Below are 21,555 nucleotides of genomic sequence, written 5' to 3'. Positions count from 1 at the left end.
CTATCGCTTCCATAGGCAAATCCTATAGATGCTCAGTTTCCAGCGGCATTCGGCTCAGGCCTTTTTTCCGTAAGATAGTACAAGAATGCCAACACCGGCAAAAGAAATCCAACCATCGAAGCCAGCCCCCACCCGCCTTGCGCGTAAGCCCAGCCTCCAACCGAGGAACCCACCGCTCCGCCCAGGAAAAAAATCGACATGAACAGGCCGTTTAAGCGGCCTCTCGCTCCACTTCCAAGCGCGTAAATCGCCCGCTGTCCGAGAACCAGATTGCCGGACACCGCCATATCGAGCACAATCGCTGCAATGGTGAGCGCGATGAGCGCAGCGATGGAGTGGCTCGGCAGCAGGAAAGCTAGCAAGAACGATAGCGCGGCAATGAGCATAGCCATGCCCGTTAACAGGCGCGTCCAGCCTTTATCTGCCAGCCTGCCGGCAATGGGAGCCGCCACCGCTCCACCAACACCAGCCAAGGCGAACCAGGCGATCCCCTGCTGGGATACGTCGAATTCCTTTGCCAGATGCAGGGGAATCACGGTCCAGAACAGACTGAACGCGCCAAACAAAGCAGCTTGGTACAATGCACGGCGGCGCAGCACAGGCGTTGCCTTGAAAATGGTGCCAAGTGAAACGATCAGTTTGCCGTAATTCGGTCCGGGTGCCGGCTGCCGCTTCGGAAGTGCAGCAAACAGCACAATCGCCAGCAGCGCGACAAGCACAGCGGACACGATGAAGATCGCCTGCCAGTTGAGGAAGCTGGCGACAAAGCTCGCAACCGGCCGGGCAAACATGATGCCCAGCAGCAAACCGCTCATGACGTTCCCGACGACGCGGCCGCGTTCTTGCTCCGACGATAAATATGTCGCATAAGGCACCAAGATCTGCGCGACGACTGCGCCTAAGCCGATCATAAAAGATGCTGTAAGAAAGACACCTGCCGTATGGGAGAACGCAGCCGTCAGCAGTGCCAATACGACGACGATCAAAGCACCGACGGACAGAATTCGATTTTCCACAATATCACTAAGCGGAACAATAAACAATAAGCCGATGACGTAACCGATTTGCGTTATCGTGACGATCAGCCCGGCCGCAGCGGCGGACAACCCGGTTGCTGCGCTAATGGGTCCGACCAGCGTTTGCGCGTAGTACAAATTCGCTACAATAATGCCGCAGGAGATCGCCAATACAAACATCAGCCAACCCGGCATGCTCACCTTTTTCTCAACGTTTTGATTCATACAAACCAGTCCCCCTTCATATTGTACCTGCGTTTACGCGAGATGTAGAAGTAATAAACGCTGCATTTAAATAGTGAACGTTTAGTTCAGTAATTATATAGAATATAATATACTGAACGTATCGTATTGTAAATAGGCAAAGCAATTTATTTTTCACTAAATTATTTGTATAATAAACGTATCGTTTAGAAATGTACGAACAACTTCCAAAGGAGGAACCATCATGAGTACTGGGAAACGCGGCCGTCCCCGCAATCTCGAAACGCAGCAGGCCATTTTGCAGGCCGCCTACGATTTGCTGTTTGAGATCGGCTTTGCAGACATCACCGTGGAAAAAATCGCCGAACGCGCCGGCGTCAGCAAAGCCACCATTTATAAATGGTGGCCGGGCAAAGCTGCCGTTGTCATGGACGGCTATTTGTCCGCCGCTTCGCAGCGGCTGCCTGTACCCGACACCGGCAACGCCTTTGAAGATTTGCTCGCGCACGCCACCAATTTAACCCGCTTTCTGGTCAGCGGAGAGGGTCGCGTGATCACACAGCTCATAGGCGAAAGCCAGACCGACCCCGGCGTCGCCGACGCTTACCGGAGCCGGTACGTGCAGCCGCGGCGCAAAGAGACGCGCCAAATAATTGATCGGGGCATTCAGCGGGGCGAGCTGCGCCAGGATGTCAACCCCGATCTCTTCATCGATCTGCTCTACGGTCCCATCTTCTATCGATTGACAATGACCGGCGAACATCTCGATGACACTTTCGTCAAAGACATCGTGACGCTGGCCTTTCAGGGGATTGGGCAGCCTCGGCCTTCAAAAGCTACGTGAAACGTTACGTCCTTGCTTATGGGCTACTCAGGAGTTACTTAAGGGGGGACTTGGGCTGATTGGGCTGATTGAGGTGACTTGGAGCTGCATGGAGCTGCGGGATATACGGAGCTACTCTGTTTGGCTAAAATCATCGCAGCTCGCAATAGGAACCTGCATTTCCTACATCAAATCTTGAGAAATACACCGATTTGACAAGGAATCCTGTACTTCCTACAGTAAATTCGCCGTCTCCCTCCCGATTTTCGAGGTAAAGAGGCCGGAAAGCGAGATCTTGCTGTAGGTTTTGCAGGATTTTCAGCATTTTGGCCCCTTCCGTGAGAATAACCTGTAGTTTTTACAGGAAAAGGGGGAACAGTGGGACCATCTCCTCAGTCTTCGATGAGCCCCATTCGCGCAGTAGAACTTCCCGGTGAACGGAAAATGACAAGCGGACGAAGCCATAGCCTCCCTCTCCGCTTCCTGAAACATAAAAACAGCACGTCAGGCTCTCGCCCGACGTGCTGTTTTTATTTACACTTTTGCTACTTGCTGCAAATAGGATTCCATCGCTTTGTTGAGCTTCTGCATGCCGAGCACAGTTGTTTCCCGGTCCGTATGCGTATAGTTCAAACGCATGGTGTTGTACTGCGGATTCTCCGCAAAGAACGTCGACCCCGGCACAAACGCCACGCCTTCTTGCACCGCAATTTTCATCAGATCTTCTGCGCGGACGCCTTCCGGCAGCTCCACCCAGATGAACATGCCGCCTTTCGGCTCTACATATTTCATCCCTGGCCATTTCAGCTCGGAGAGCAGGCCGGACATGAACTTCATTCGGTCATAGTACTGCTCGCGGATCAGCTGAATGTGACCGTCCAGATCAAAATTCTCCAGCACATGATACAGCGTCTGCTGATCGATCGAGGAGGAGTGCAGATCCGCCGACTGCTTGAATCGAGCAAGCTGACGGATAACTTCAGCGTTCCCCATGATCCAGCCTGTGCGGAACGCAGGCGCTACGGTTTTCGAAAACGTGCTCGTATACATGACCACGTTGTCTTCCGCTTTTCCGCCTAGGGAGTAGATCGTCGGATACGACGCGTTCGGGTCGAATTGGATCTCGCCGTACGGGTCGTCTTCCAAGATCAGTACTTCCTGCTCGCGGCACAGGTTCACGAGACCTTGACGGCGCTCGAGGCTCCATGCACGGCCAGCTGGGTTGGAGAACGTCGGAATGACGTACACCAGCTTCGGATTGTGCTTCTTGATTTTCGCCGCCAGATCGTCCAGCAGCATGCCGTCATTGTCGCTTTCGACGGAGTAGATTTTCGCGCCTTTGGCCTGGAACACTTGGATCGCCGCCAAATACGTCGGACGCTCAACCAGAATCACGTCGCCTTCGTCGATGAACACGCGCGTCATGAGGTCGATCGCTTGCTGCGAGCCTGTCGTAATCAGCATCTCATCCGGCGTGACGATCATGTTCTTCTTCGCCATCCGCTTGCAGAGCGATTCGCGCAGAGGCTTGTAGCCCTCAGTCAGCCCATACTGCAAAGCGGACTTGCCGCCTTCGACCACTTTTTTAAACGCATCGCTCACCGCATCGATTGGAAAATATTCTTCAGCAGGCAGTCCGCCAGCGAAGGAAATGATCGAGCTGCCTTGGGTCAGCTTGAGAATTTCCCGTACCGCCGAAGATGAGAAGCCTTCCAGCGATTTTGAAAACCGATATTTCATACATGTACGCATCCTTTCGCTATGGTAGAAAGCACTGGCAGCTTTCCGAAATAAAGTGCTGCTAATTTCGGAAAGCGCACTTAGATCAGCGTTACATTGCTGCGGTTGCTGGTAGGGGTTTTGCGTTTTTCGATCAGACGGTTAACGGCATCCAGATACGCTTTCGCGCTCGCTTCCAAAATGTCCGTAGAAATGCCGCGGCCCTGTACGGACACTTCGTTCTGTTTCAGCACGACATGCACTTCGCCCAGCGCGTCTTTCCCGTGCGAAACGGATTTGATGGAGTAGTCGTCCAGCTCCACTTCTTCTTTGGTCGCTTTGTCGATCGCGTTGTAGATCGCATCTACCGAGCCATTGCCGACTGCGCTCTCCGCCACTTCGCTGCCGTCTTGATGACGGACGTGGACGGTCGCCGTAGGCGTCATTTGGTTGCCATATGCCACTTGAAGCGTGCCAAGCGCAAAAACCTCCGGCGTATCGATCAATTTCTCCTCGATTAAAGCACGGATGTCTTCGTCTTCGACTTGCTTCTTGCGGTCAGCCAGATCCTTGAACTTGGCGAACGCCGCGTTCACCTGCTCGTCGCCCAGATCGTAGCCGAGGTCGATCAGCTTCTCGCGGAACGCATGGCGGCCGGAGTGCTTGCCCATGACGAGCTTGCTTGCCTTTACGCCGATTGTTTCCGGGGAAATGATCTCGTACGTCGTTTTCTCTTTCAGCATGCCGTCCTGGTGAATGCCAGACTCGTGCGCGAACGCGTTGGCCCCGACGATCGCCTTGTTGCCCGGCACGACCATGCCTGTCAGCTTGCTGACCAAGCGCGACGTGCGGTAAATCTCGTTCAGCACCAGCGACGTCTTCGCTTGGTAGAAATCCTGGCGCGTCTCGAGCGCCAGCACGACTTCTTCGATCGACGTGTTGCCTGCGCGCTCGCCGATGCCGTTGATGGTGCCTTCGATTTGATCGGCGCCGTTCAATACCGCTGCCAGCGCATTCGCTGTCGCCATGCCGAGGTCGTCATGGCAGTGCGCGCTGAGCTGGATTTTCTCAATGCCGGGAACCGTTTCCTTCAGCATTTTGAAAATATTGCCGTAGTCATACGGGGTCATGAAGCCAACCGTGTCCGGAATGTTCACAACGGTTGCACCCGTGCGAATCGCCATCGCCGTCACTTCCGCGATGAAGTCCAGCTCCGTACGACCTGCATCCTCGAGGGAGAACTCGATTTTGCTAAAATATTTCTTCGCATATTTAATCGCCGCTTCCGCCGTTTCCAGCACCTGATGCTTCTCCATGCGCAGCTTGTGCTGGCGGTGGATCGGAGAAGTCGCAAGGAACAAGTGAATGCACGGGTCCTGCGCGCCTTGGAGCGCTTCGCGCACCGCTTCAATGTCCTGCTCTCGGGATCTGGACAAACCGATGACAGATGCGTTCTTCACCGCTCTCGCTACCGCGTTGACGCCGGCCAAGTCCCCTGGAGATGCCGCCGGAAAACCGGCTTCCATCCGATCGACGCCGAGCTTCTCAAGTTGAAGCGCGATTTCGACCTTCTCCTGCATATTCAGGTTCACACCCGGCGACTGCTCTCCGTCTCTGAGCGTTGTATCAAAGATGTAAATCTTGCGCACCCTGGCACCTCCTAAAATAATTCTCGTCTAAATAGTATTCACAGGGAGCGATTGGGAAATTCTCCGCAATGCACTCCCTGTGAAAGGTTTGACGCTATATAAGGTCAGTTATTATTTTTTGATCCAGTGCATCATTTCACGCAGTTGGGAACCAACCACTTCGATTGGGTGCTGCGCTTCATTACGACGTGTAGCGTTCATGAAAGCAAAGTTGGATTGGTTCTCCAAGATGAAGTCGCGAGCGAATTTACCTTGTTGGATGTCAGCCAATACAGCTTTCATTTCTTTTTTCGTTTCAGCTGTGATGATACGAGGTCCAGTTACGTAGTCGCCGTACTCAGCTGTGTTGGAGATGGAGCTGCGCATCGAGGAGATGCCGCCTTCGTACATCATGTCAACGATCAATTTCAATTCGTGCAAGCACTCGAAGTAAGCCATTTCCGGCGCATAACCAGCTTCAACCAACGTTTCGAAGCCTGCTTTAACGAGCTCGGAAGCACCGCCGCACAGAACTGCTTGCTCACCGAACAGGTCAGTTTCTGTTTCTTCACGGAAGGAAGTTTCGATAACCCCTGCGCGTGTACAGCCAATACCTTTTGCATAAGCAAGACCGATGGCTTTTGCATTGCCAGTGGAGTCTTTCTCAATAGCGATCAGACCAGGAACGCCGAAGCCTTCAACATACGTACGACGAACCATGTGACCTGGGGATTTAGGCGCTACCAGGAATACGTCTGTACCTTCTGGAGCCACGATTTGTCCGAAGTGGATGTTGAAACCGTGGGAGAACATCAGGGCTGCGCCTTTTTTCATGTTCGGTTGGATAGATTCACGGTACACGCGAGCTTGCGTTTCGTCCGGCATCAAAATTTGGATCACGTCAGCGCGACGAGCTGCTTCTTCTACGGAAACAACTTCGAAGCCGTCGTTTTTCGCTTGATTCCAGGAACGGCCTTCACGAAGACCGATGATTACGTTAAGTCCGCTGTCACGCAGGTTTTGTGCTTGCGCGTGGCCTTGGGAACCGTAGCCAATCACAGCAATCGTTTTACCTTTAAGTACCGCTAAGTCTGCATCTTTTTCGTAGTAAGTCGTAACTGCCATTTGAATAAATCCTCCTTTGATATGATGAATCCGTAATATCTACCCCTTGAGTGGGTGTTTCAGCGTTTTACCGTGGTAAACCATTGAAACCCCCACTCAAGGGGAACCCTTGTTTCGTACAAAAGAACCTATAAAGCTTACTTCACGGAGCCGCGAACCATCGCGGTTACGCCTGTGCGGGAAAGCTCGCGAATGCCGTAAGGACGAAGCAATTCGACCATTGCGTCGATTTTCTCGGAATCCCCAACAACTTGAACAATCAGGGATGCAGGTCCGATGTCGACGACTGCGGCGCGGAACGTTTCCACAATGCCCAGAATCTCAGGGCGCATGATCGGCTCAGCCGCTACTTTAATGAGCGCCAGCTCTCTCGCCACCATCGGGTTCGAGCTGAGATCGACAACCTTAATCACGTCGACCAGCTTGTACAATTGCTTGGAGATTTGCTCCAAAGTGCTATCGTCGCCTGTCGTCACAATGACCATCCGGGAGAGTCCGGTTTCTTCGGACTCCCCAACCGTGATGCTTTCAATATTGAAGCCGCGGCGTCCGAACAAGCCGGATACACGCTGCAGAACGCCGGGCTGATTGTTTACGAGTACGGAAATTGTATGTTTTGTCATGCTCAATCCCCCATTATCATATCACTAATCGTATCGCCGGCTTTAACCATCGGGAACACGTTCTCCCCTTTAGGCACGACGAACTCGACAACGACAGGCCCCGGAGTATCGAGCGCTTCCTGCCATACTCTTCTCGCTTCTTCCTTCGTCTTCGCGCGCAAGCCTTTTACGCCGTAAGCTTCTGCCAGCTTCACGAAGTCCGGGCTGCCCGCTAGGTCGATATGGCTGAAGCGGTTGTCGTAAATGATTTCCTGCCATTGGCGAACCATCCCAAGCACCTGGTTGTTGATGATAACAACCTTAACTGGAATGTTGTTGATCGCACAGATCGCCAGCTCCTGCGCACACATCTGCACGCCGCCGTCACCGTTGATGGAGACAACCAGCTTATCCGGGTTGCCCATTTGAGCGCCGATCGCCGATGGGAAACCGAAGCCCATGGTGCCTAGTCCGCCGGACGTTACGATCGAGCGAGGGTTCTTGAAGCGGTAGAACTGCGCTGCCCACATCTGGTGCTGACCAACGTCCGTCGTAATGATCGCTTCGCCTTTCGTTGTCTCGCTAATCAACTCGACGACGAATTGCGGCTTAAGCTCGTTATCCGTTTGATCATACTTTAGCGGGAACTTCTCTTTCATCTCTTGCAGCTCTGCGATCCAAGCCGCACTCTTCGCGGAGAGAGCTTTGGTGTTCGCGTAAGCAAGAACCGCTTTGACATCGCCTACGCAGGGGATGTCGGTCTTCACGTTCTTCCCGATCTCTGCCGGATCGACGTCGATGTGCGCGATCGTCTTCACCTTCGGCGCGAAGCCGTTCAGGTTCATCGTCACGCGGTCATCGAAGCGCGAACCGATGGAGATGATCAGGTCGGCGTTCTGAATCGCCGTGTTCGCCGTGTACGTGCCATGCATCCCCGGCATGCCGAGCCACAGCTCGTGCGCGCTTGGGAAGCCGCTGAGACCCAGCAGCGTTGTCGCAACCGGCACCTGCGTCGCGTTCACGAACGCGATCAGTTCTTCGGAAGCATCTGCATAAACAACCCCGCCGCCTGCGATAATGATCGGGCGCTCTGCCTCTTCAATCGCTTTGAGCAGTTTGTCGACTTGCAGCTTGTTCGGCTGCACCGTCGGATTGTAACCGCGGATGCTCACTTCGTTCACCGGCTTAAATATCGTTTTATGAGCGGAGACATCCTTTGGTATGTCAATAAGAACCGGCCCCTTGCGACCTGTGTTCGCAATATGGAACGCCTCGTGAATGATGCGCGGCAGATCATTGACATCTCTTACCAAATAGCTGTGCTTCGTAATCGGCATCGTAATGCCCGTAATATCCGCCTCTTGGAAAGCGTCCGTTCCGATAAAGTTCGTTGCCACGTTGCCGGTAATGATCACCAGCGGAACCGAATCCATATATGCTGTAGCAATCCCCGTGACGAGGTTGGTCGCCCCCGGTCCGGAAGTTGCGATACATACGCCAACTTTGCCTGTGGAACGTGCGTAGCCGTCAGCCGCGTGAATGGCGCCTTGCTCGTGACGCGTCAGCAGGTGGTTGAAATCGTCAAACCCGTGCATCGCATCGTAAATGTACAAGACCGCGCCGCCCGGATAACCAAAGACGCAATCCACACCCTCCAGCAATAAGCTTCTCAGCAAAATCTCAGAGCCTGTGATCAGGTCCGGCTGCGTCAGCTTCTCAATTAGTTCTTCTTTAGAGCGTTTTGGTTCTGTTTGAACATTCATTGTGATCCTCCTCTCGAAAAGTCAATCCATTAAAGGTAGTACGAACTTACCTCTTAAAAACAAGAAAAACTCCGTTCATCCCTGACGCGATGATCGCGTTCAAAGGGACGAAAGGAGTTTAAGCTTCCGTGGTACCACCCAAATTTGCTACATGCCTTACAGCATATAACCTTAGCAGGCATGTTCGTTCCCGAATCAATGCCCTCAGCACGATAACGTGTGCTCTTCCGATTCCCCTTAATCATCGGCGCCAATGCGTCACTTTCAGGAGAATAGCTCCGAGGCGACTTCGTACGTAAGGGATTAAGGCGATGGTTTCAGCTAATCCAACGCTCTCTGAACATAAGTGCCCTTAAGACTTTTTCCTCTTCATAGCGATTCATTCGATATGATTAAAGATTATTATATGCATCCCTCAGGCAATAGTCAATAGGGAATCGAATAAAACATTTCAGAGTGAGAGAAGATAATACCAATTTCTATGAAAAATGGGAAGGAGACTGTCCATGAAAGCAGGTCTGCAGGAATCGTTTCTTTTGTCTGCGAGCCTTCAGCACAATGTCAGCTGGTTCAAGCAGCAGCTCGGCGACAGCGCTGACATCGTGTACCGGCAGATTGAAGTCGGCTGCTATCCCGACACGAATCAGGTCGCTCTCTTTTACATAGAAGGCATCGTCCAGTCCGACATCGTTAATGAACATATTCTGCAGCCGCTCTTTTTCACGCAGGAGAACAGCTCCTACTGGGAACAGGATCTTTGCTTCCACGATCTGCTGTATCAAGCCATCACCGTCGTTGAATTGATCCTCAGCAAGAACGGAGCCGAGGCGCTCTCCGCCCTGCTCAGCGGCAGTACGGTCATTTTTGCCGACGGTTATGACGAAGCGATCATCGCCGGCACCTCAGGCTGGGATAAACGCGCGATCGACGAGCCGCAGACGCAAACCGTCGTGCGCGGCCCGAAGGAAAGCTTTACCGAAGATATTCGCACCAATACGTCGCTGCTGCGCAGAAAAATAAGATCAGCCGACCTGCGCTTAATCCCACTGCAGATTGGCAAATATTCCCGTACGGAAGTTATTGTCGCCTATATTCAAGGCGTAGCCGACGAACGGATCGTCCAGCAGGCGCTGACACGGCTTCAAGCCATCGACACCGATGCGGTGCTGGAAAGCGGGCCGCTCGAGGAGTATCTGGAGGACTCGACCTACTCCCCTTTTCCGACCATCATGAATTCAGAGCGGCCGGACGCCGTTGCCGCCGGGCTGCTGGAAGGGCAGTTCGCCATTGTCGTAGAAGGAACGCCCTTTGTTCTACTTGCGCCTGTCACGTTTTTTAACTTTTTGCATTCCAGTGAGGACTATTACCAACGGTATGATATAGCGACCTTTATTCGACTCATCCGCTACATGTCCTTTCTCATCTCCATGTTTCTGCCGTCTCTTTATATTGCCATCACGACGTTTCACCAGGAAATGCTTCCGACGACGCTGCTTATCTCCATTGCCGCCCAGCGGGAGGGCGTGCCCTTCCCAGGGCTTGTCGAGGCGTTTCTGATGGAAATCACGTTTGAGGTGCTGCGTGAAGCCGGGGTTCGTATGCCGCGTGTGATCGGCTCCGCGATCTCCATCGTCGGCGCGCTCGTGCTCGGGCAAGCAGCCGTACAAGCCGGGCTTGTGTCTGCCGCTATGATCATCATCGTATCGTTCACAGCCATCTCGAACTTCGTGACACCGGCTTTGAACATGGCGATTGCAGCCCGTCTTATCCGATTCGGATTGATGATCCTGGCGGGGACGCTCGGCTTATTCGGCATCTTGGCCGGATGCATGGCGATTCTGATTCATCTCGTTTCGCTTCGCTCCTTCGGTCTGCCGTACTTAACGCCGATTGCACCGCTGGATCTTGAGAAGCTGAAGGACACGATACTCCGGGTGCCCAAATGGCTGGCGCGCAAGCGGCCATTCAGCACTAAGAATCCCATCCGGGAGCAGCCTTACAAGAAGCCGTCCATCCATAAACGCAATTCATAGTTCAACATAGAGGAGGTCGGAAAAGGATGAAAATGTCACGGGCTCTTCTGCGGCGCGTCCGCCTCGGTATGCTGACGGCCAGTTTATCCTTCCTCCTCACCGGATGCTGGGACCGCAGGGAACTCAACGATCTCGCCATTACTTCCGCCACCGCAATCGACTGGGACGGGAAGGAATGGACCATTTCCTATCAGGTTGTCATTCCCCAGGCGATTGCCAATCCGAATACAGGCGGCAGCCCTGGGCAGCAAGCCCCTGTGATGGTCTTCTCGACCAGCGGAGGCTCGATCCGTGGCGCCGTGCAGAAATCGAGCCAGGAGATGCCCCGCTCGCTCTTTTTCTCGCACTCCCGCATTCTGGTTATCGGAGAGAAAGCGGCCGAGCAAGGCATCTCGCAAATGATGGACATTTTTCTGCGCAATTCCGACTCCCGCGAGACAATCACTCTCCTACTTGCGGAAGGAGAAGGCAAACGGATATTGGAGCAAGTCATTCCCCTTGAAAAAATGCAGGGCACTGCCATTAAAAATCTTGTGGAAAACGAGAACAAGCATAGCTCGAATTATAAGCAAGTAAGGATGTACGAATTCATGATGAACAATACAAGTGATTCCCCGTACACCTTGATTCCCGAAATTCGCATTTCCGGCAAAGGGGAGAACACCACGATTTCTTCGCTAAGAGCGACTTCTTTTGAAAACAAACTGAAGCTTGGCCGCATCGGCATATTTAAAAAAGACAAACTCATCGGGTACTTCGATAAACTTGTGCAGTACGGCATCACCTTCATCAATAATTCCGTCGACGGCACGACCTACTATTTCGCCTGCTCCCAGGACAGCACCGATTACAAAGCTGCGCTGCTCGTCAACCATAGCAAAAGCAAACTCAAGCCGGTCTTTGATCAGAACGGTCACATGTCAATGCGATTAACTGTGGATCTGCAGGGGGATCTCGTGGAGAACGGCTGCAAGGAAGACCCTTCCAAGCCGGAGGAATTAAAAAAGCTGGCTTCTTATGTTAGCGCGGATTTGAATAAGCTGATTCTTCATGCTTTTGAAACAGCCACCTCACGGCAACTCGATGTGTTCGGAATCGCGGATTTGCTCCACAAACATTACCCTAAAAAATGGAAGGAATTCAAAGAGGATTGGCCCGAAAAATTCGCCAAGCTCAGTATTGAACCGGAAATTCACGTCGACATCGCCCGCATCGGGATGAGCAGCAAGCCGTTCGGCGCCCAAATCGAGGAATCAAGCGAGTGACATCAAGGAGGAGCTACTCATGGATCGCACCAGCAATTATCAGTTGGCTGTCATGATGATTCTGTTTGAAATCGGCAGCACGCCGATTTTTGCGCTTGGCAGCAGCGCGAAGCAGGATGCCTGGCTGGCCATGCTCGCGGCAGCTATCGTCGGCTTTATTTTGCTGAACATGTTCTTATTCATCCAAAATAAAGCGCCTGACGAGGACCTGATCGGCCTGCTGCGCCTCTGCTTCGGCAAATGGCTCGGCGCCGGCATCGGCATCTTGTTCGCCCTTTATTTTGCCTATGAATCCATGCGCAATGTCCGCGATTTTGGAGAAATAGCCAATCTGACTTTGCTCAAAGTTACGCCGAAGTCCGTTACGATGTCCGTAATCGTGCTGCTTGCGATCTATGCGATTTCGATGGGCATCCGTACGTTGTTCCATATTACCGAGGCCCTACTGCCGATCGTGATAATCAGCTATATGCTGCTGACGTTTCTCATCTTTCTGGCCAAGCTCGTTCAACCCGGCAATCTCCTGCCTGTGCTGGAGCACGGCATCGCTCCCGTTCTGAAAGCGGCCTTTCCCGATATCATCTCTTTTCCGTTCGGACAAACCGTGATTTTCTTCATGCTCTGGCATCTGGTCCCGGACAGGAAAAAAATGAAAAAATTCAGCCTCATCTCGTACACAATCGTTGCCCTATTTCTCGTTTCTATGAACATGCTCAATATTACGGTGCTCGGCGTTACCCTCAACGGCCTCAGCATTCTGCCCTTTCTGCAGGCGGTTCAGCTCATTGAAGTCGGCAATATTTTGGAACGGCTGGACGTCATGGTCACCTTGCTGCTGTTTCTCGGGCTGTTTGTTAAAATGATGACCTTTTACTGCGGCTCCGTCTACGCGTTCGCTCATCTCTTTCCGCGCATACCAAGAGGCGTATGGCTCATCCTAATCGGCGTCGTCATTTATGCAACTTCCTTTCTCGAACCGAATTATACGGTCCACGCCTGGATCGGCCTCGTCGTTGTCGTCAAAAAAGTGTTTCCGATCTTTCAGATCGTCATTCCGGTTATCATGTTCATCATCCTGCTGTTCCGCAAGCTGCCCGCAGGACAGAACGCCCTGCCGTCAGGACCGCCATCCGGAGGCAAGCAATAGGGAGAGTATAAAAAAACTCGCCCCATGATAAGGGCGAGTTTTCTATTTCCACGCGAAGCGAAGCTTACGCGTTTACTTTTGCTTTAGCAGCTGCAGCCAGGTCGTTGAATGCTTTCGCATCGTTAACAGCCAGGTCAGCCAGGATTTTACGGTTTACTTCGATGCCAGCCAGTTTCAGGCCGTGCATCAATTTGCTGTAGCTCAGGCCGTTTTGACGAGCGCCAGCGTTGATACGCGTAATCCACAGTCTGCGGAAGTTGCGTTTAGTTGTGCGACGGTCACGGTATGCGTATACCAGGGACTTCATCACTTGTTCTTTTGCTGTTTTAAATAAACGGTGTTTGGAACCGAAATAACCTTTTGCGAGTTTCAAAATTTTCTTGCGACGGTGAGCGCGAACGAATCCGCCCTTGACTCTTGCCATTGTGAACTACCTCCTGGAATTATATATGATGTTCGATTAGTGATCTCTTAACAATTAACCTTTGATCAATGTCAATTGTTGTTGCAAACGACGTACATCGCCAGGAGCCATTACTGGGTTTGTGGACAGTACGCGTTTTTGCTTGGACGATTTACCGGAAAGCAAGTGGTTCTTGCCTTGTTTGTATCTCACGACTTTGCCAGATCCAGTAATTTTGAAACGGCCTTTCAGGCTGCTGTGTGTTTTCATTTTCGGCATGGTGTTGTTCCTCCTAATTTAGTATACCGCCTAAGAAGTTACCTTTGGCGTTAAGATCATGATCATGCTTCTTCCCTCAAGCTTCGGAGCGCGCTCCAGCGAGGAGATTTCGGCTGTTTCACTAGCTAGACGCTCAAGTACTCTGCGGCCGATTTCCGAGTGCGCAATTTCGCGACCACGGAATCGAACGCTGGCCTTCACTTTATCGCCTTCGCCAAGAAATTTGACTGCATTGCGAAGCTTCGTTTGGAAATCATGCTCATCAATCGTCGCGCTCAGGCGAATTTCCTTGATGTCCACGATCTTCTGATTCTTACGAGCTTCTTTCTCTTTCTTCTGCGTTTCGTAACGGAACTTGCCGTAGTCCATAATCCGGCATACCGGCGGTTTCGCTGTCGGTGCTACGTTAACCAAGTCAAGATTTGCGTCCTGTGCAATTTGCATCGCTTCGCGGATCGGCGTGATGCCGAGCTGTTCTCCGTCCGCCCCGATCAGGCGTACTTCTTTCACGCGAATTTCATCGTTAATCATATGATCTTTGCTAATTGTGTTCCACCTCCATAAAGTATGTAACGCTCTCTTCTCTAATAAAAAAAGATGCGGGCGCAAGTCAGCCCACATCTTCATCAATAACAGGTTCAGTTCCAAACCTATTGCATGTTCATGATGATTCATTCAGACCAGCTAACGCGGAGTTAGTCAGGTGAGAAGCGGGCGCCTCTGCTTTTACTTGAAGTATAATATCATTTCACGCAAGGAATGTCAACTCACTTGTTTGCTTTTCATTTCATCCAAACGAATGACACGGGTATGCTCGGTGTGGCTCCATTGCTTGTTGTTTTGCGTGAAGAACGCATAGAACGTAATCGGCCACCACGACAGCATAAAAATCGGGTACAGCAGCAAATATTTATACGTCTTCTTATGCGCCTGTTCAACCAACATGGACAGCGGCAGCAGGACGTAAATCGCCACGCTGAGCGAGTTGATCACGACCGGATTGATATGTACCAGAGCCGAATGATCCGCAGGCCCCATCATCGAGCGGACCCAAAGTAAGACGGAGAGTATCGCACCGAAAAAATAGTTGTACACATTCGCCGAGTAAATCGCCGCGTCGATCTTGACCCAGCTCGCTTGCTTAATTCCCTGCCACAAGAGCGGGAAGAAAAAACGCTTGGCCACTTCAAAGTGTCCCTGCATCCAGCGCAGGCGCTGCTTGGCGGACGCTTTGAACGTGAGGGGCTTCTCATCATATACGCGCGTATCGTAGTTGTACGTCGGCTTAATGCCCATTTGCACGCACATCATGGAAAACTCAAGATCTTCGACGAGACTCGTCGCATTCCAGCCGACCTGCTTAAGCAGTGCGGAGTCAAAACACATGCCCGTGCCACCAAGGTAGTTGGCGAGGCCGAGATTGGAGCGCGGCGTTTGCACGAAGCGGTTCGCATAGAAGAACGAAATCGCAAAGGAACCAGTGATCCAGGAATCGTTCGGATTTTTCGTATCCAGATACGCTTGAATCACGCGGGAGCCGTTGCACAAGTCATTGTTCATATGTGTCAAATAATCCGGGCTGACCAGGTTATCCGCGTCAAACATCACGATGCCGTCATACTGGCGCTCACGCTTCCACAGCTCTTTGAGCATCCACTCGATCGCGTAGCCCTTCCCTCTCAGGTTCGGGTTATGACGCTCCATGGCGTATACGCCATGGCCGCGGGCAATGTCCGCCGTTCCATCCGTACAGTTGTCGCAAATTACGAAAATATCGTACAGCTCTCTCGGGTAATCCAGTTCTTTCAGGTTTTCGATCAGCGCGCCGACAACTTGCTCCTCGTTGTGGGCCGCGATCAGCACGGCAAACGATTTTTGCGGTGCATGCAGCTTCTTCGTTTTGGGACGATACCAGCCAAAAAACGTTAGTAACAATTGATACGCACCGACCAAGGCAAGAAAAATTTGAACGGCAAGCAATATCTTGTCGAGCATGAAGCCAAGTCCCCCTTTTTTATTGCACAGGAAGCTTCTCTTTTTGTATCGCTTCTGTGTCGATTATTTACAAGACCACACGTATATGTACAATCGTTAATGATTTTCCCTTACTTCCCTTCGTTTGTCAAAGTCTGCAAATAACGAAATTTGCGCAACTATAGATCAAATTAGAGAAGTTGACTCATAAGGGAATACGCGATCTTGACCTGAGATCAAGAAATGTCTTGTTTTCATCGTTTTTCATTTATTGTGTACCAAATGTTCACCATTTAGACGAACTAACGCGCCAATGAGTTCAGCGGATCATCCGGTGAGTGACAATCGACGGTTCAAGCTCGGTGCTACGCTGAACAACTTCTTCATAACTGGCTAGCAGCCTGCTGAAAATAGAATCCCACGATTGGCGCTGCGCATAGGCCAGCCCCTCCGCGGCAAGCCGGCGTCTATCGGCTTCCGACAGGTACAATCGCTGCAGCGCTTCCGTGAACGCCGCGACATCGCCGGGCGGGCATAGCAACCCTGTCTGCCCGTGTGCGATCGTGTCCTGCACGCCGCCGGCTGCAGCGCCGATGACGGGCGTTCCCGACGCCATCGCCTCCAGCACGACGTTCCCGAACGTTTCCGTCGCGGACGGGAACAAGAGCACATCAGCCGCCGCATACAAATCGGCCAACTGCCGGCCTTGCACGAATCCGGTGAACGTGACATCCCCTCCATCTTCACAGGATTCGCGCAGAAGCGCTGCAGAAGGTCCGTCGCCTGCGATAATCAGGCGGCTGTTCTCCCGGATGTCCGCAGGGAGCGATCGGAAGCTTTCGATCGCAACTTCCACACTTTTTTCGGGGGCCAAACGTCCGACATATAGAATAACGAAATTTTGGGAGGAAATACCATATGCCGCAAGCACTGACTTTCGTTCGACATTCGGGTGAAACTGCGCCGTGTCGACACCGCGGCTCCATATTTCGAGATTGCGCATGCCCTTGCTCTCCAAATGGTGCAAGGTCGACTGGGAAGGCACATACACTTTCTCGCAGCTGTGATGGAACCACTGCATGTACTTCCACAGCGTGGGCTCTGCCCAAGGAATTTTATAGTGGCTCAAATATTGGTCGAAGTGCGTGTGGTAGGAGGCGACAAGCGGGGTTTTATATTTACGGGCGTGATGTAAGCCGAAAAGTCCCAAATTGAAAGGGGTTGCACAGTGGACTAGCGTAGGCTGAAAGGCATGGAGGGTTCTGCGAAGCTGCAGCGGATTCGGGATGGCCAGCCTGCATTCGGGATATAATAGCAAAGGAATACTGTAAAATCGTTCCACACGAAACGGATCGTGATCCTTCGCGTGGAGACTGCCCGGTGCGAATACTTTAATCTCGACCCCTTTGGCTTCCAGAAACTGCGTCCATCTTCCGAGCGTTTTCGCGACACCGTTGACATCCGGCAGGAACGTGTCGGTAAATAAGGCGACTCTCATCCTCATCAATCCCTTCATCCCATGGTTCCTTCCATTGTAGCTTGGGATTGTTATCGACAGATTAGAAGGACGTAAATTTCCACGTCAGCCAAAATTAATGTTGCGTTAATCTTCCTCTAATAAATCCTCGCTATGCTTAAGAGGCAAGGCAATTTGTCGTGAAGGAGGCCATCCTTATGAGCCGTGTCGTGCTTTGGCTGCAGCAACATGAAACACGTGTCTTTCATTTTGTCAATCAGCGGATTCAGCACTTCTTCCTCGATCAAGTTTTCACTAAAATTACGCATTTGGGCGGCGCCACAGCCTCCATTCTCATTTCGCTCTGCATGGCCGTGTTCGGTCATGGCGCATTGCGGGTTGCAGGCATGCAGGCTCTCGTGGCCTTAACGCTTAGCCATATTCCTGTAGCCATTATGAAAAAGAAGTACCCTAGGCTGCGCCCGTATCTCGTTCTTCCGCAAACCAAAACCTACAAAAACCCGCTGACCGATCACTCCTTTCCTTCCGGGCATACGACCGCTATTTTTTCCGTCATCTATCCGTTTATTTATGCGTATCCCGCAGCCGGGCTTGTGCTGATTCCGCTTGCGCTCATCATCGGCATGTCCCGCATGTATCTCGGACTGCATTACCCCTCGGATGTCATCGTTGGCTGCGTGATCGGAACCACCGTTTCCCTCTCGACTCTCGCTTTCTGGGGATAAAAAAAAAGGCTATCCACTAGACGCCGCGGCATCTGTGGACAGCCTTCTTGTATTTACGCTTCTTCCTTCTCTTCAGGTTCAGGCTTCGCTAAATTCGCCACATGCGCGGCGAGCGCATCTTCCCCGATCATCACTTCTACACGGTGAATGGGCATACCCTGGCCTGCAAACTTCGTTTCATATTCCGTCATCACATGATCCGGATGAAAACCGTCGCTGTGCAAATTAAGCGAAATGTTCCGCATTCTCAGCCCCATGTCAGCAAACGAATTCAGCGAGAATTCAAAAAGCGACACGGAATCCGTTTTGAAATGAATTTCGCCTTTTTCATTCAAAATTTGTTGATATTTTTCGACAAATCCCGGATGCGTCAGACGACGGCGGGCATGTTTCTTTTTCGGCCACGGATCGCTGAAGTTCAAATACACTCGCTCCAGTTCGTCCGGCGCAAAAGCTTCTTCAATCTTCTCGATATTGAACAGCATCAGCCGCAGGTTCGGAATGTTGATCAGCTCCTCGCTGTCCTCACCCTCTGCCAAACCGTGCGCCGCTCTCGCCTTCTCGCTCGCTTTGCGAATCAATTCGTCGTACATATCGACGCCGATGAAATTAATGTGCGGATATTTCCGGCTCATTTCGCTGATAAAACGTCCTTTGCCCATGCCGAGCTCGGCATGAATCGGGTTGTCGTTGCCGAACAATTCCGCCCATTTGCCTTTATAGTTCTTGGCATTCAGGACGACGAGTTCCTTCTGGCGCTCAATGTCTTCCCGGATTCCTTTTCTTCCCCGTAAACGCATCTATGATTGCCTCCTACACGTACATGCTATTCGAATACAAATCATAGACGATTCTATGAAAAAAATCAAAGTGATTTGGCTTCCAAGTTGATGAAAAAGGAAGACACCCTCCAAAGTGGAAGGTGCCTCGTTCCTTGGGACGGCTGTCCGTTATTTGTAGCTTTCGTCTCTTCTGCGGTTGCCGCTTCTCAGTCCCGCAAGACCGATCAGACCGACAAGTCCTAACCAGCCCCAGTTCCCAGAGCTAGTTTTTGTTGTCGAATAAGCGCGGTAATTGCCAGAAAGGGTTGTTGGCGTTGTGGTAGCGGTGCTTCGGGTCGTCATCCGATTCACCATGTTATGACCGGCGTTATTCACGTTCTCCGCCACATTGCGACCTGTGCTGTTAATATGCTCCATTACACCTGTCGTATTGTTCGGATAAGTGCCGGTCGTTGTTCGGTTCGTGCTGTAAGTACCATAGGTGCTTGTACCATTACCTGCACTTGTGCCAGTAATCGGGCTTGTTACCGTGCCTGTTCCCGTCATTCCTGTGCCAAGTCTTGTCGTTGCATCATAATTGTTCCCCGTGTACACGCCGTTCGTGTAGCCATTCGTCGTAGTGCCTGTCGTATAATCCGGTGTAGATATCGCAGACCCCGTTGCCGTTCCATACGTTCCCACTGTCCCCGTCGTCCCTGCGTTCCCCGTATCCATATTGGTCGCAAAGGCACCTGTCGCTCCCATCGTCAAAGCTGTTGTCAATGCTGCGGAAAGCGTCAGTACTTTAAACTTGTTCATCGTCCATTGCCCCTCTCCAGTAGTGTAATGGTGATGCACGTTTATATTGCGCTGTTCCGCCGTCTTTTAACGGGGGACTTGTTGGAAAGGCAGGGGTCGCTTTCATGCGAATTTTTCGCTACAATAGAGGGAAGGAAGGAGTCTGCTGTAATGTCTACGATTATTCAGGAGTCCCCCCTCTTGTGGGGCGACAAACGTTTCCATACATGGAATTATGAAATGCGCGAAGCTTTTGGCGGAAAAGTGTTCAAAGTCATGCTCGACGCCGGATTCACCTGTCCGAACCGGGACGGCAGCATTGCAAAAGGCGGCTGCACGTTCTGCAGCGCGCGCGGTTCCGGCGATTTCGCCGGAAGCCGCCGCGACGATCTGGTGACGCAGTTCAACAACATTCGCGACCTCCAGCACAAAAAATGGCCGGAAGCCAAGTATATCGGCTATTTCCAAGCCTATACGAACACATACGCGCCTGTTGAGGAACTGCGTGAATATTATGAAGTAATTTTGCAGCAGCCGGGCGTTGTCGGTTTGTCCATCGCTACGCGGCCGGATTGCCTGCCGGATGACGTTGTCGAGTATTTGGCCGAGTTGAACCAGCGCACGTATCTCTGGGTCGAAATGGGGCTGCAGACGGTCCATGAATCGACGTCCACGCTTATTAACCGGGCGCACGATACGCAGTGCTACCTGGATGCGGTCGCCAAGCTGCGGAGGCATGGCATCCGCGTCTGCGCGCACATCATTTACGGGCTGCCTGGCGAAACGCACGAGATGATGATGGACACCGGCAAAGCCGTTGCTCAGATGGATGTGCAGGGCATCAAAATCCACCTCCTTCACCTCATGCGCAAAACGCCGATGGTCAAGCAGTACGAAGCCGGCCTGCTGCGCTTTCTGGAGCAGGATGAGTACGTGAAGCTGGTCGTCGACACACTGGAGCTTTTACCGCCGGAGATGATCGTACACCGCCTGACCGGCGATGCGCCGCGGGACTTGCTGATCGGGCCGATGTGGAGCCTCAAGAAATGGGAAGTGCTTAACAGCTTCGACCGTGTTATGGCAGAGCGGAACACATGGCAGGGGAAGTATTGGCAGGGGTAGATTTCAAAAGAATTACATCACATGCAAGATGCGTAAGAGCTGCGAACCGACAGGGGCAGCTCTTTGCTATGTCAGGAGGTCAGGAACTCGAATGGGATTCGTTTCGGTTTTAAGTTTTGTGCACCAGCTGCTGGCGCAGCGCGTGCAGCCGGGGGATGCGGCGATCGACGCCACGCTCGGAACGGGCGTCGACGCTTTGTATTTGGCGAAGCTGGTCGGCCGCCGCGGCCGCGTCTATGGCTTCGACATTCAAGCAGAGGCGCTGGACCGCACGCGCCAGCGCCTGGAGAAAGAGCTGCCGGCGGAAGCCGCGGCAGCGGTGGAGCTTCATCTCCGCTCCCATGCGGAGATGGAGGCGGCTGTGCCGCCAGACCGCCACGGGCAGGTCGCAGCGGTCACGTTCAACCTCGGCTACCTGCCGGGAGCCGAGTCAGCCGTGATCACGCAGCAGGCGTCTACGCTGGCTGCGCTGGAGGCATCGCTCCGCCTGCTGCGGCGGGGCGGGATCGTCAGCATCGTGCTCTATACGGGGCACGATGGCGGCTCAGAGGAAGCCTCAGCCGTTGAGGCGTGGGCTTCTGGATTGCCATTGGGCGCATACCAGGTGCTGCGCTACCAGTTCGCGAACGGGAATAGGACGGCGCCCTACCTTTTAGCGGTAGAAAAAAGGTAGACCCGTGATATAATGCTA

General features: G+C 52.4%; 20 protein-coding genes. 7 read left to right on the top strand and 13 right to left on the bottom strand.

Annotation, left to right across the window (positions count from 1 at the left end; all coding sequences use genetic code 11):
- Window positions 1-32: 32 nt before the first annotated feature.
- Window positions 33-1,241, bottom strand: coding sequence for an MFS transporter (locus tag ABE504_RS02385; RefSeq protein WP_430083944.1), 1,209 nt, complete (start codon window positions 1,239-1,241; stop codon window positions 33-35).
- A 223-nt stretch (window positions 1,242-1,464) separates the two neighbouring features.
- Here ABE504_RS02385 and ABE504_RS02380 point away from each other — a divergent pair, with 223 nt between their 5' ends.
- Complete coding sequence (locus ABE504_RS02380; RefSeq protein ID WP_430083941.1) at window positions 1,465-2,064, top strand: TetR/AcrR family transcriptional regulator; 600 nt, start codon at window positions 1,465-1,467, stop codon at window positions 2,062-2,064.
- A 513-nt stretch (window positions 2,065-2,577) separates the two neighbouring features.
- Here the strand turns inward: ABE504_RS02380 and ABE504_RS02375 are convergent.
- The 5 genes from ABE504_RS02375 to ilvB form a co-directional block, all read right to left on the bottom strand.
- Window positions 2,578-3,783 carry a PLP-dependent aminotransferase family protein gene (locus tag ABE504_RS02375; RefSeq protein WP_430083938.1) on the bottom strand — a complete coding sequence of 402 codons (1,206 nt, stop codon included), beginning with the start codon at window positions 3,781-3,783 and terminating at the stop codon, window positions 2,578-2,580.
- An 80-nt stretch (window positions 3,784-3,863) separates the two neighbouring features.
- Window positions 3,864-5,411, bottom strand: coding sequence for a 2-isopropylmalate synthase (locus ABE504_RS02370; RefSeq protein WP_430083935.1), 1,548 nt, complete (start codon window positions 5,409-5,411; stop codon window positions 3,864-3,866).
- Window positions 5,412-5,522: 111 nt separating this feature from the next.
- Window positions 5,523-6,515, bottom strand: a complete 993-nt coding sequence (ilvC, locus tag ABE504_RS02365) for a ketol-acid reductoisomerase (RefSeq protein WP_126143383.1) — start codon at window positions 6,513-6,515, stop codon at window positions 5,523-5,525.
- Between the two features lie 137 nt (window positions 6,516-6,652).
- The gene (gene ilvN / locus ABE504_RS02360; protein ID WP_430083932.1) at window positions 6,653-7,138 is read right to left on the bottom strand and encodes an acetolactate synthase small subunit; all 486 of its coding nucleotides are present in this window, start codon (window positions 7,136-7,138) and stop codon (window positions 6,653-6,655) included.
- Between the two features lie 2 nt (window positions 7,139-7,140).
- On the bottom strand, window positions 7,141-8,880 hold the full coding sequence (gene ilvB / locus ABE504_RS02355) for a biosynthetic-type acetolactate synthase large subunit (protein WP_430083929.1): 1,740 nt from the start codon (window positions 8,878-8,880) through the stop codon (window positions 7,141-7,143).
- Window positions 8,881-9,386: 506 nt separating this feature from the next.
- On the opposite strand from ilvB, the gene ABE504_RS02350 reads away from it, so the two are divergent.
- Genes ABE504_RS02350 through ABE504_RS02340 form a run of 3 tightly spaced genes read left to right on the top strand, consistent with a single transcriptional unit; the run spans window position 9,387 to window position 13,325 of the window.
- Window positions 9,387-10,913, top strand: coding sequence for a spore germination protein (locus tag ABE504_RS02350; protein WP_430083925.1), 1,527 nt, complete (start codon window positions 9,387-9,389; stop codon window positions 10,911-10,913).
- Between the two features lie 26 nt (window positions 10,914-10,939).
- Complete coding sequence (locus ABE504_RS02345; RefSeq protein WP_430083922.1) at window positions 10,940-12,178, top strand: Ger(x)C family spore germination protein; 1,239 nt, start codon at window positions 10,940-10,942, stop codon at window positions 12,176-12,178.
- A 19-nt stretch (window positions 12,179-12,197) separates the two neighbouring features.
- Window positions 12,198-13,325 (top strand): GerAB/ArcD/ProY family transporter, encoded by a 1,128-nt coding sequence (locus ABE504_RS02340; protein ID WP_430083919.1) that lies wholly within the window; start codon window positions 12,198-12,200, stop codon window positions 13,323-13,325.
- A 64-nt stretch (window positions 13,326-13,389) separates the two neighbouring features.
- Here ABE504_RS02340 and rplT read toward each other — a convergent pair whose 3' ends face one another.
- The 5 genes from rplT to ABE504_RS02315 all read right to left on the bottom strand — a co-directional run bounded on the left by rplT (window position 13,390) and on the right by ABE504_RS02315 (window position 17,479).
- Window positions 13,390-13,749 carry a 50S ribosomal protein L20 gene (gene rplT / locus ABE504_RS02335; RefSeq protein WP_126143377.1) on the bottom strand — a complete coding sequence of 120 codons (360 nt, stop codon included), beginning with the start codon at window positions 13,747-13,749 and terminating at the stop codon, window positions 13,390-13,392.
- A 54-nt stretch (window positions 13,750-13,803) separates the two neighbouring features.
- The gene (gene rpmI / locus ABE504_RS02330; RefSeq protein ID WP_126143376.1) at window positions 13,804-14,007 is read right to left on the bottom strand and encodes a 50S ribosomal protein L35; all 204 of its coding nucleotides are present in this window, start codon (window positions 14,005-14,007) and stop codon (window positions 13,804-13,806) included.
- A 30-nt stretch (window positions 14,008-14,037) separates the two neighbouring features.
- Complete coding sequence (infC, locus tag ABE504_RS02325; RefSeq protein ID WP_430083915.1) at window positions 14,038-14,538, bottom strand: translation initiation factor IF-3; 501 nt, start codon at window positions 14,536-14,538, stop codon at window positions 14,038-14,040.
- A 231-nt stretch (window positions 14,539-14,769) separates the two neighbouring features.
- Entirely contained in the window at window positions 14,770-16,002 is a 1,233-nt protein-coding gene (locus tag ABE504_RS02320) for a glycosyltransferase family 2 protein (RefSeq protein ID WP_430083912.1), read from the bottom strand.
- Window positions 16,003-16,300: 298 nt separating this feature from the next.
- On the bottom strand, window positions 16,301-17,479 hold the full coding sequence (locus ABE504_RS02315; protein WP_430084738.1) for a glycosyltransferase family 4 protein: 1,179 nt from the start codon (window positions 17,477-17,479) through the stop codon (window positions 16,301-16,303).
- Window positions 17,480-17,655: 176 nt separating this feature from the next.
- On the opposite strand from ABE504_RS02315, the gene ABE504_RS02310 reads away from it, so the two are divergent.
- Window positions 17,656-18,183 carry a phosphatase PAP2 family protein gene (locus ABE504_RS02310; protein WP_430083909.1) on the top strand — a complete coding sequence of 176 codons (528 nt, stop codon included), beginning with the start codon at window positions 17,656-17,658 and terminating at the stop codon, window positions 18,181-18,183.
- A gap of 53 nt (window positions 18,184-18,236) precedes the next feature.
- On the opposite strand, the gene trmB is transcribed toward ABE504_RS02310, so the two are convergent.
- Window positions 18,237-18,983, bottom strand: a complete 747-nt coding sequence (gene trmB, locus ABE504_RS02305; RefSeq protein WP_430083906.1) for a tRNA (guanosine(46)-N7)-methyltransferase TrmB — start codon at window positions 18,981-18,983, stop codon at window positions 18,237-18,239.
- A 150-nt stretch (window positions 18,984-19,133) separates the two neighbouring features.
- Entirely contained in the window at window positions 19,134-19,763 is a 630-nt protein-coding gene (locus ABE504_RS02300; protein WP_430083903.1) for a WGxxGxxG-CTERM domain-containing protein, read from the bottom strand.
- 150 nt (window positions 19,764-19,913) lie between these two features.
- Between ABE504_RS02300 and ABE504_RS02295 the strand changes: the two genes are divergently transcribed.
- Entirely contained in the window at window positions 19,914-20,864 is a 951-nt protein-coding gene (locus ABE504_RS02295; protein WP_430083900.1) for a TIGR01212 family radical SAM protein, read from the top strand.
- Between the two features lie 91 nt (window positions 20,865-20,955).
- Window positions 20,956-21,537, top strand: coding sequence for a class I SAM-dependent methyltransferase (locus ABE504_RS02290; RefSeq protein ID WP_430083898.1), 582 nt, complete (start codon window positions 20,956-20,958; stop codon window positions 21,535-21,537).
- Window positions 21,538-21,555: the final 18 nt, after the last annotated feature.

This window comes from Paenibacillus oryzisoli, assembly GCF_050467285.1.
GTDB lineage: Bacteria > Bacillota > Bacilli > Paenibacillales > NBRC-103111 > Paenibacillus_E > Paenibacillus_E oryzisoli_A.
Note: the sequence above shows the minus strand (reverse complement) of the source record. Positions and strands in the feature narration are given on the sequence as shown.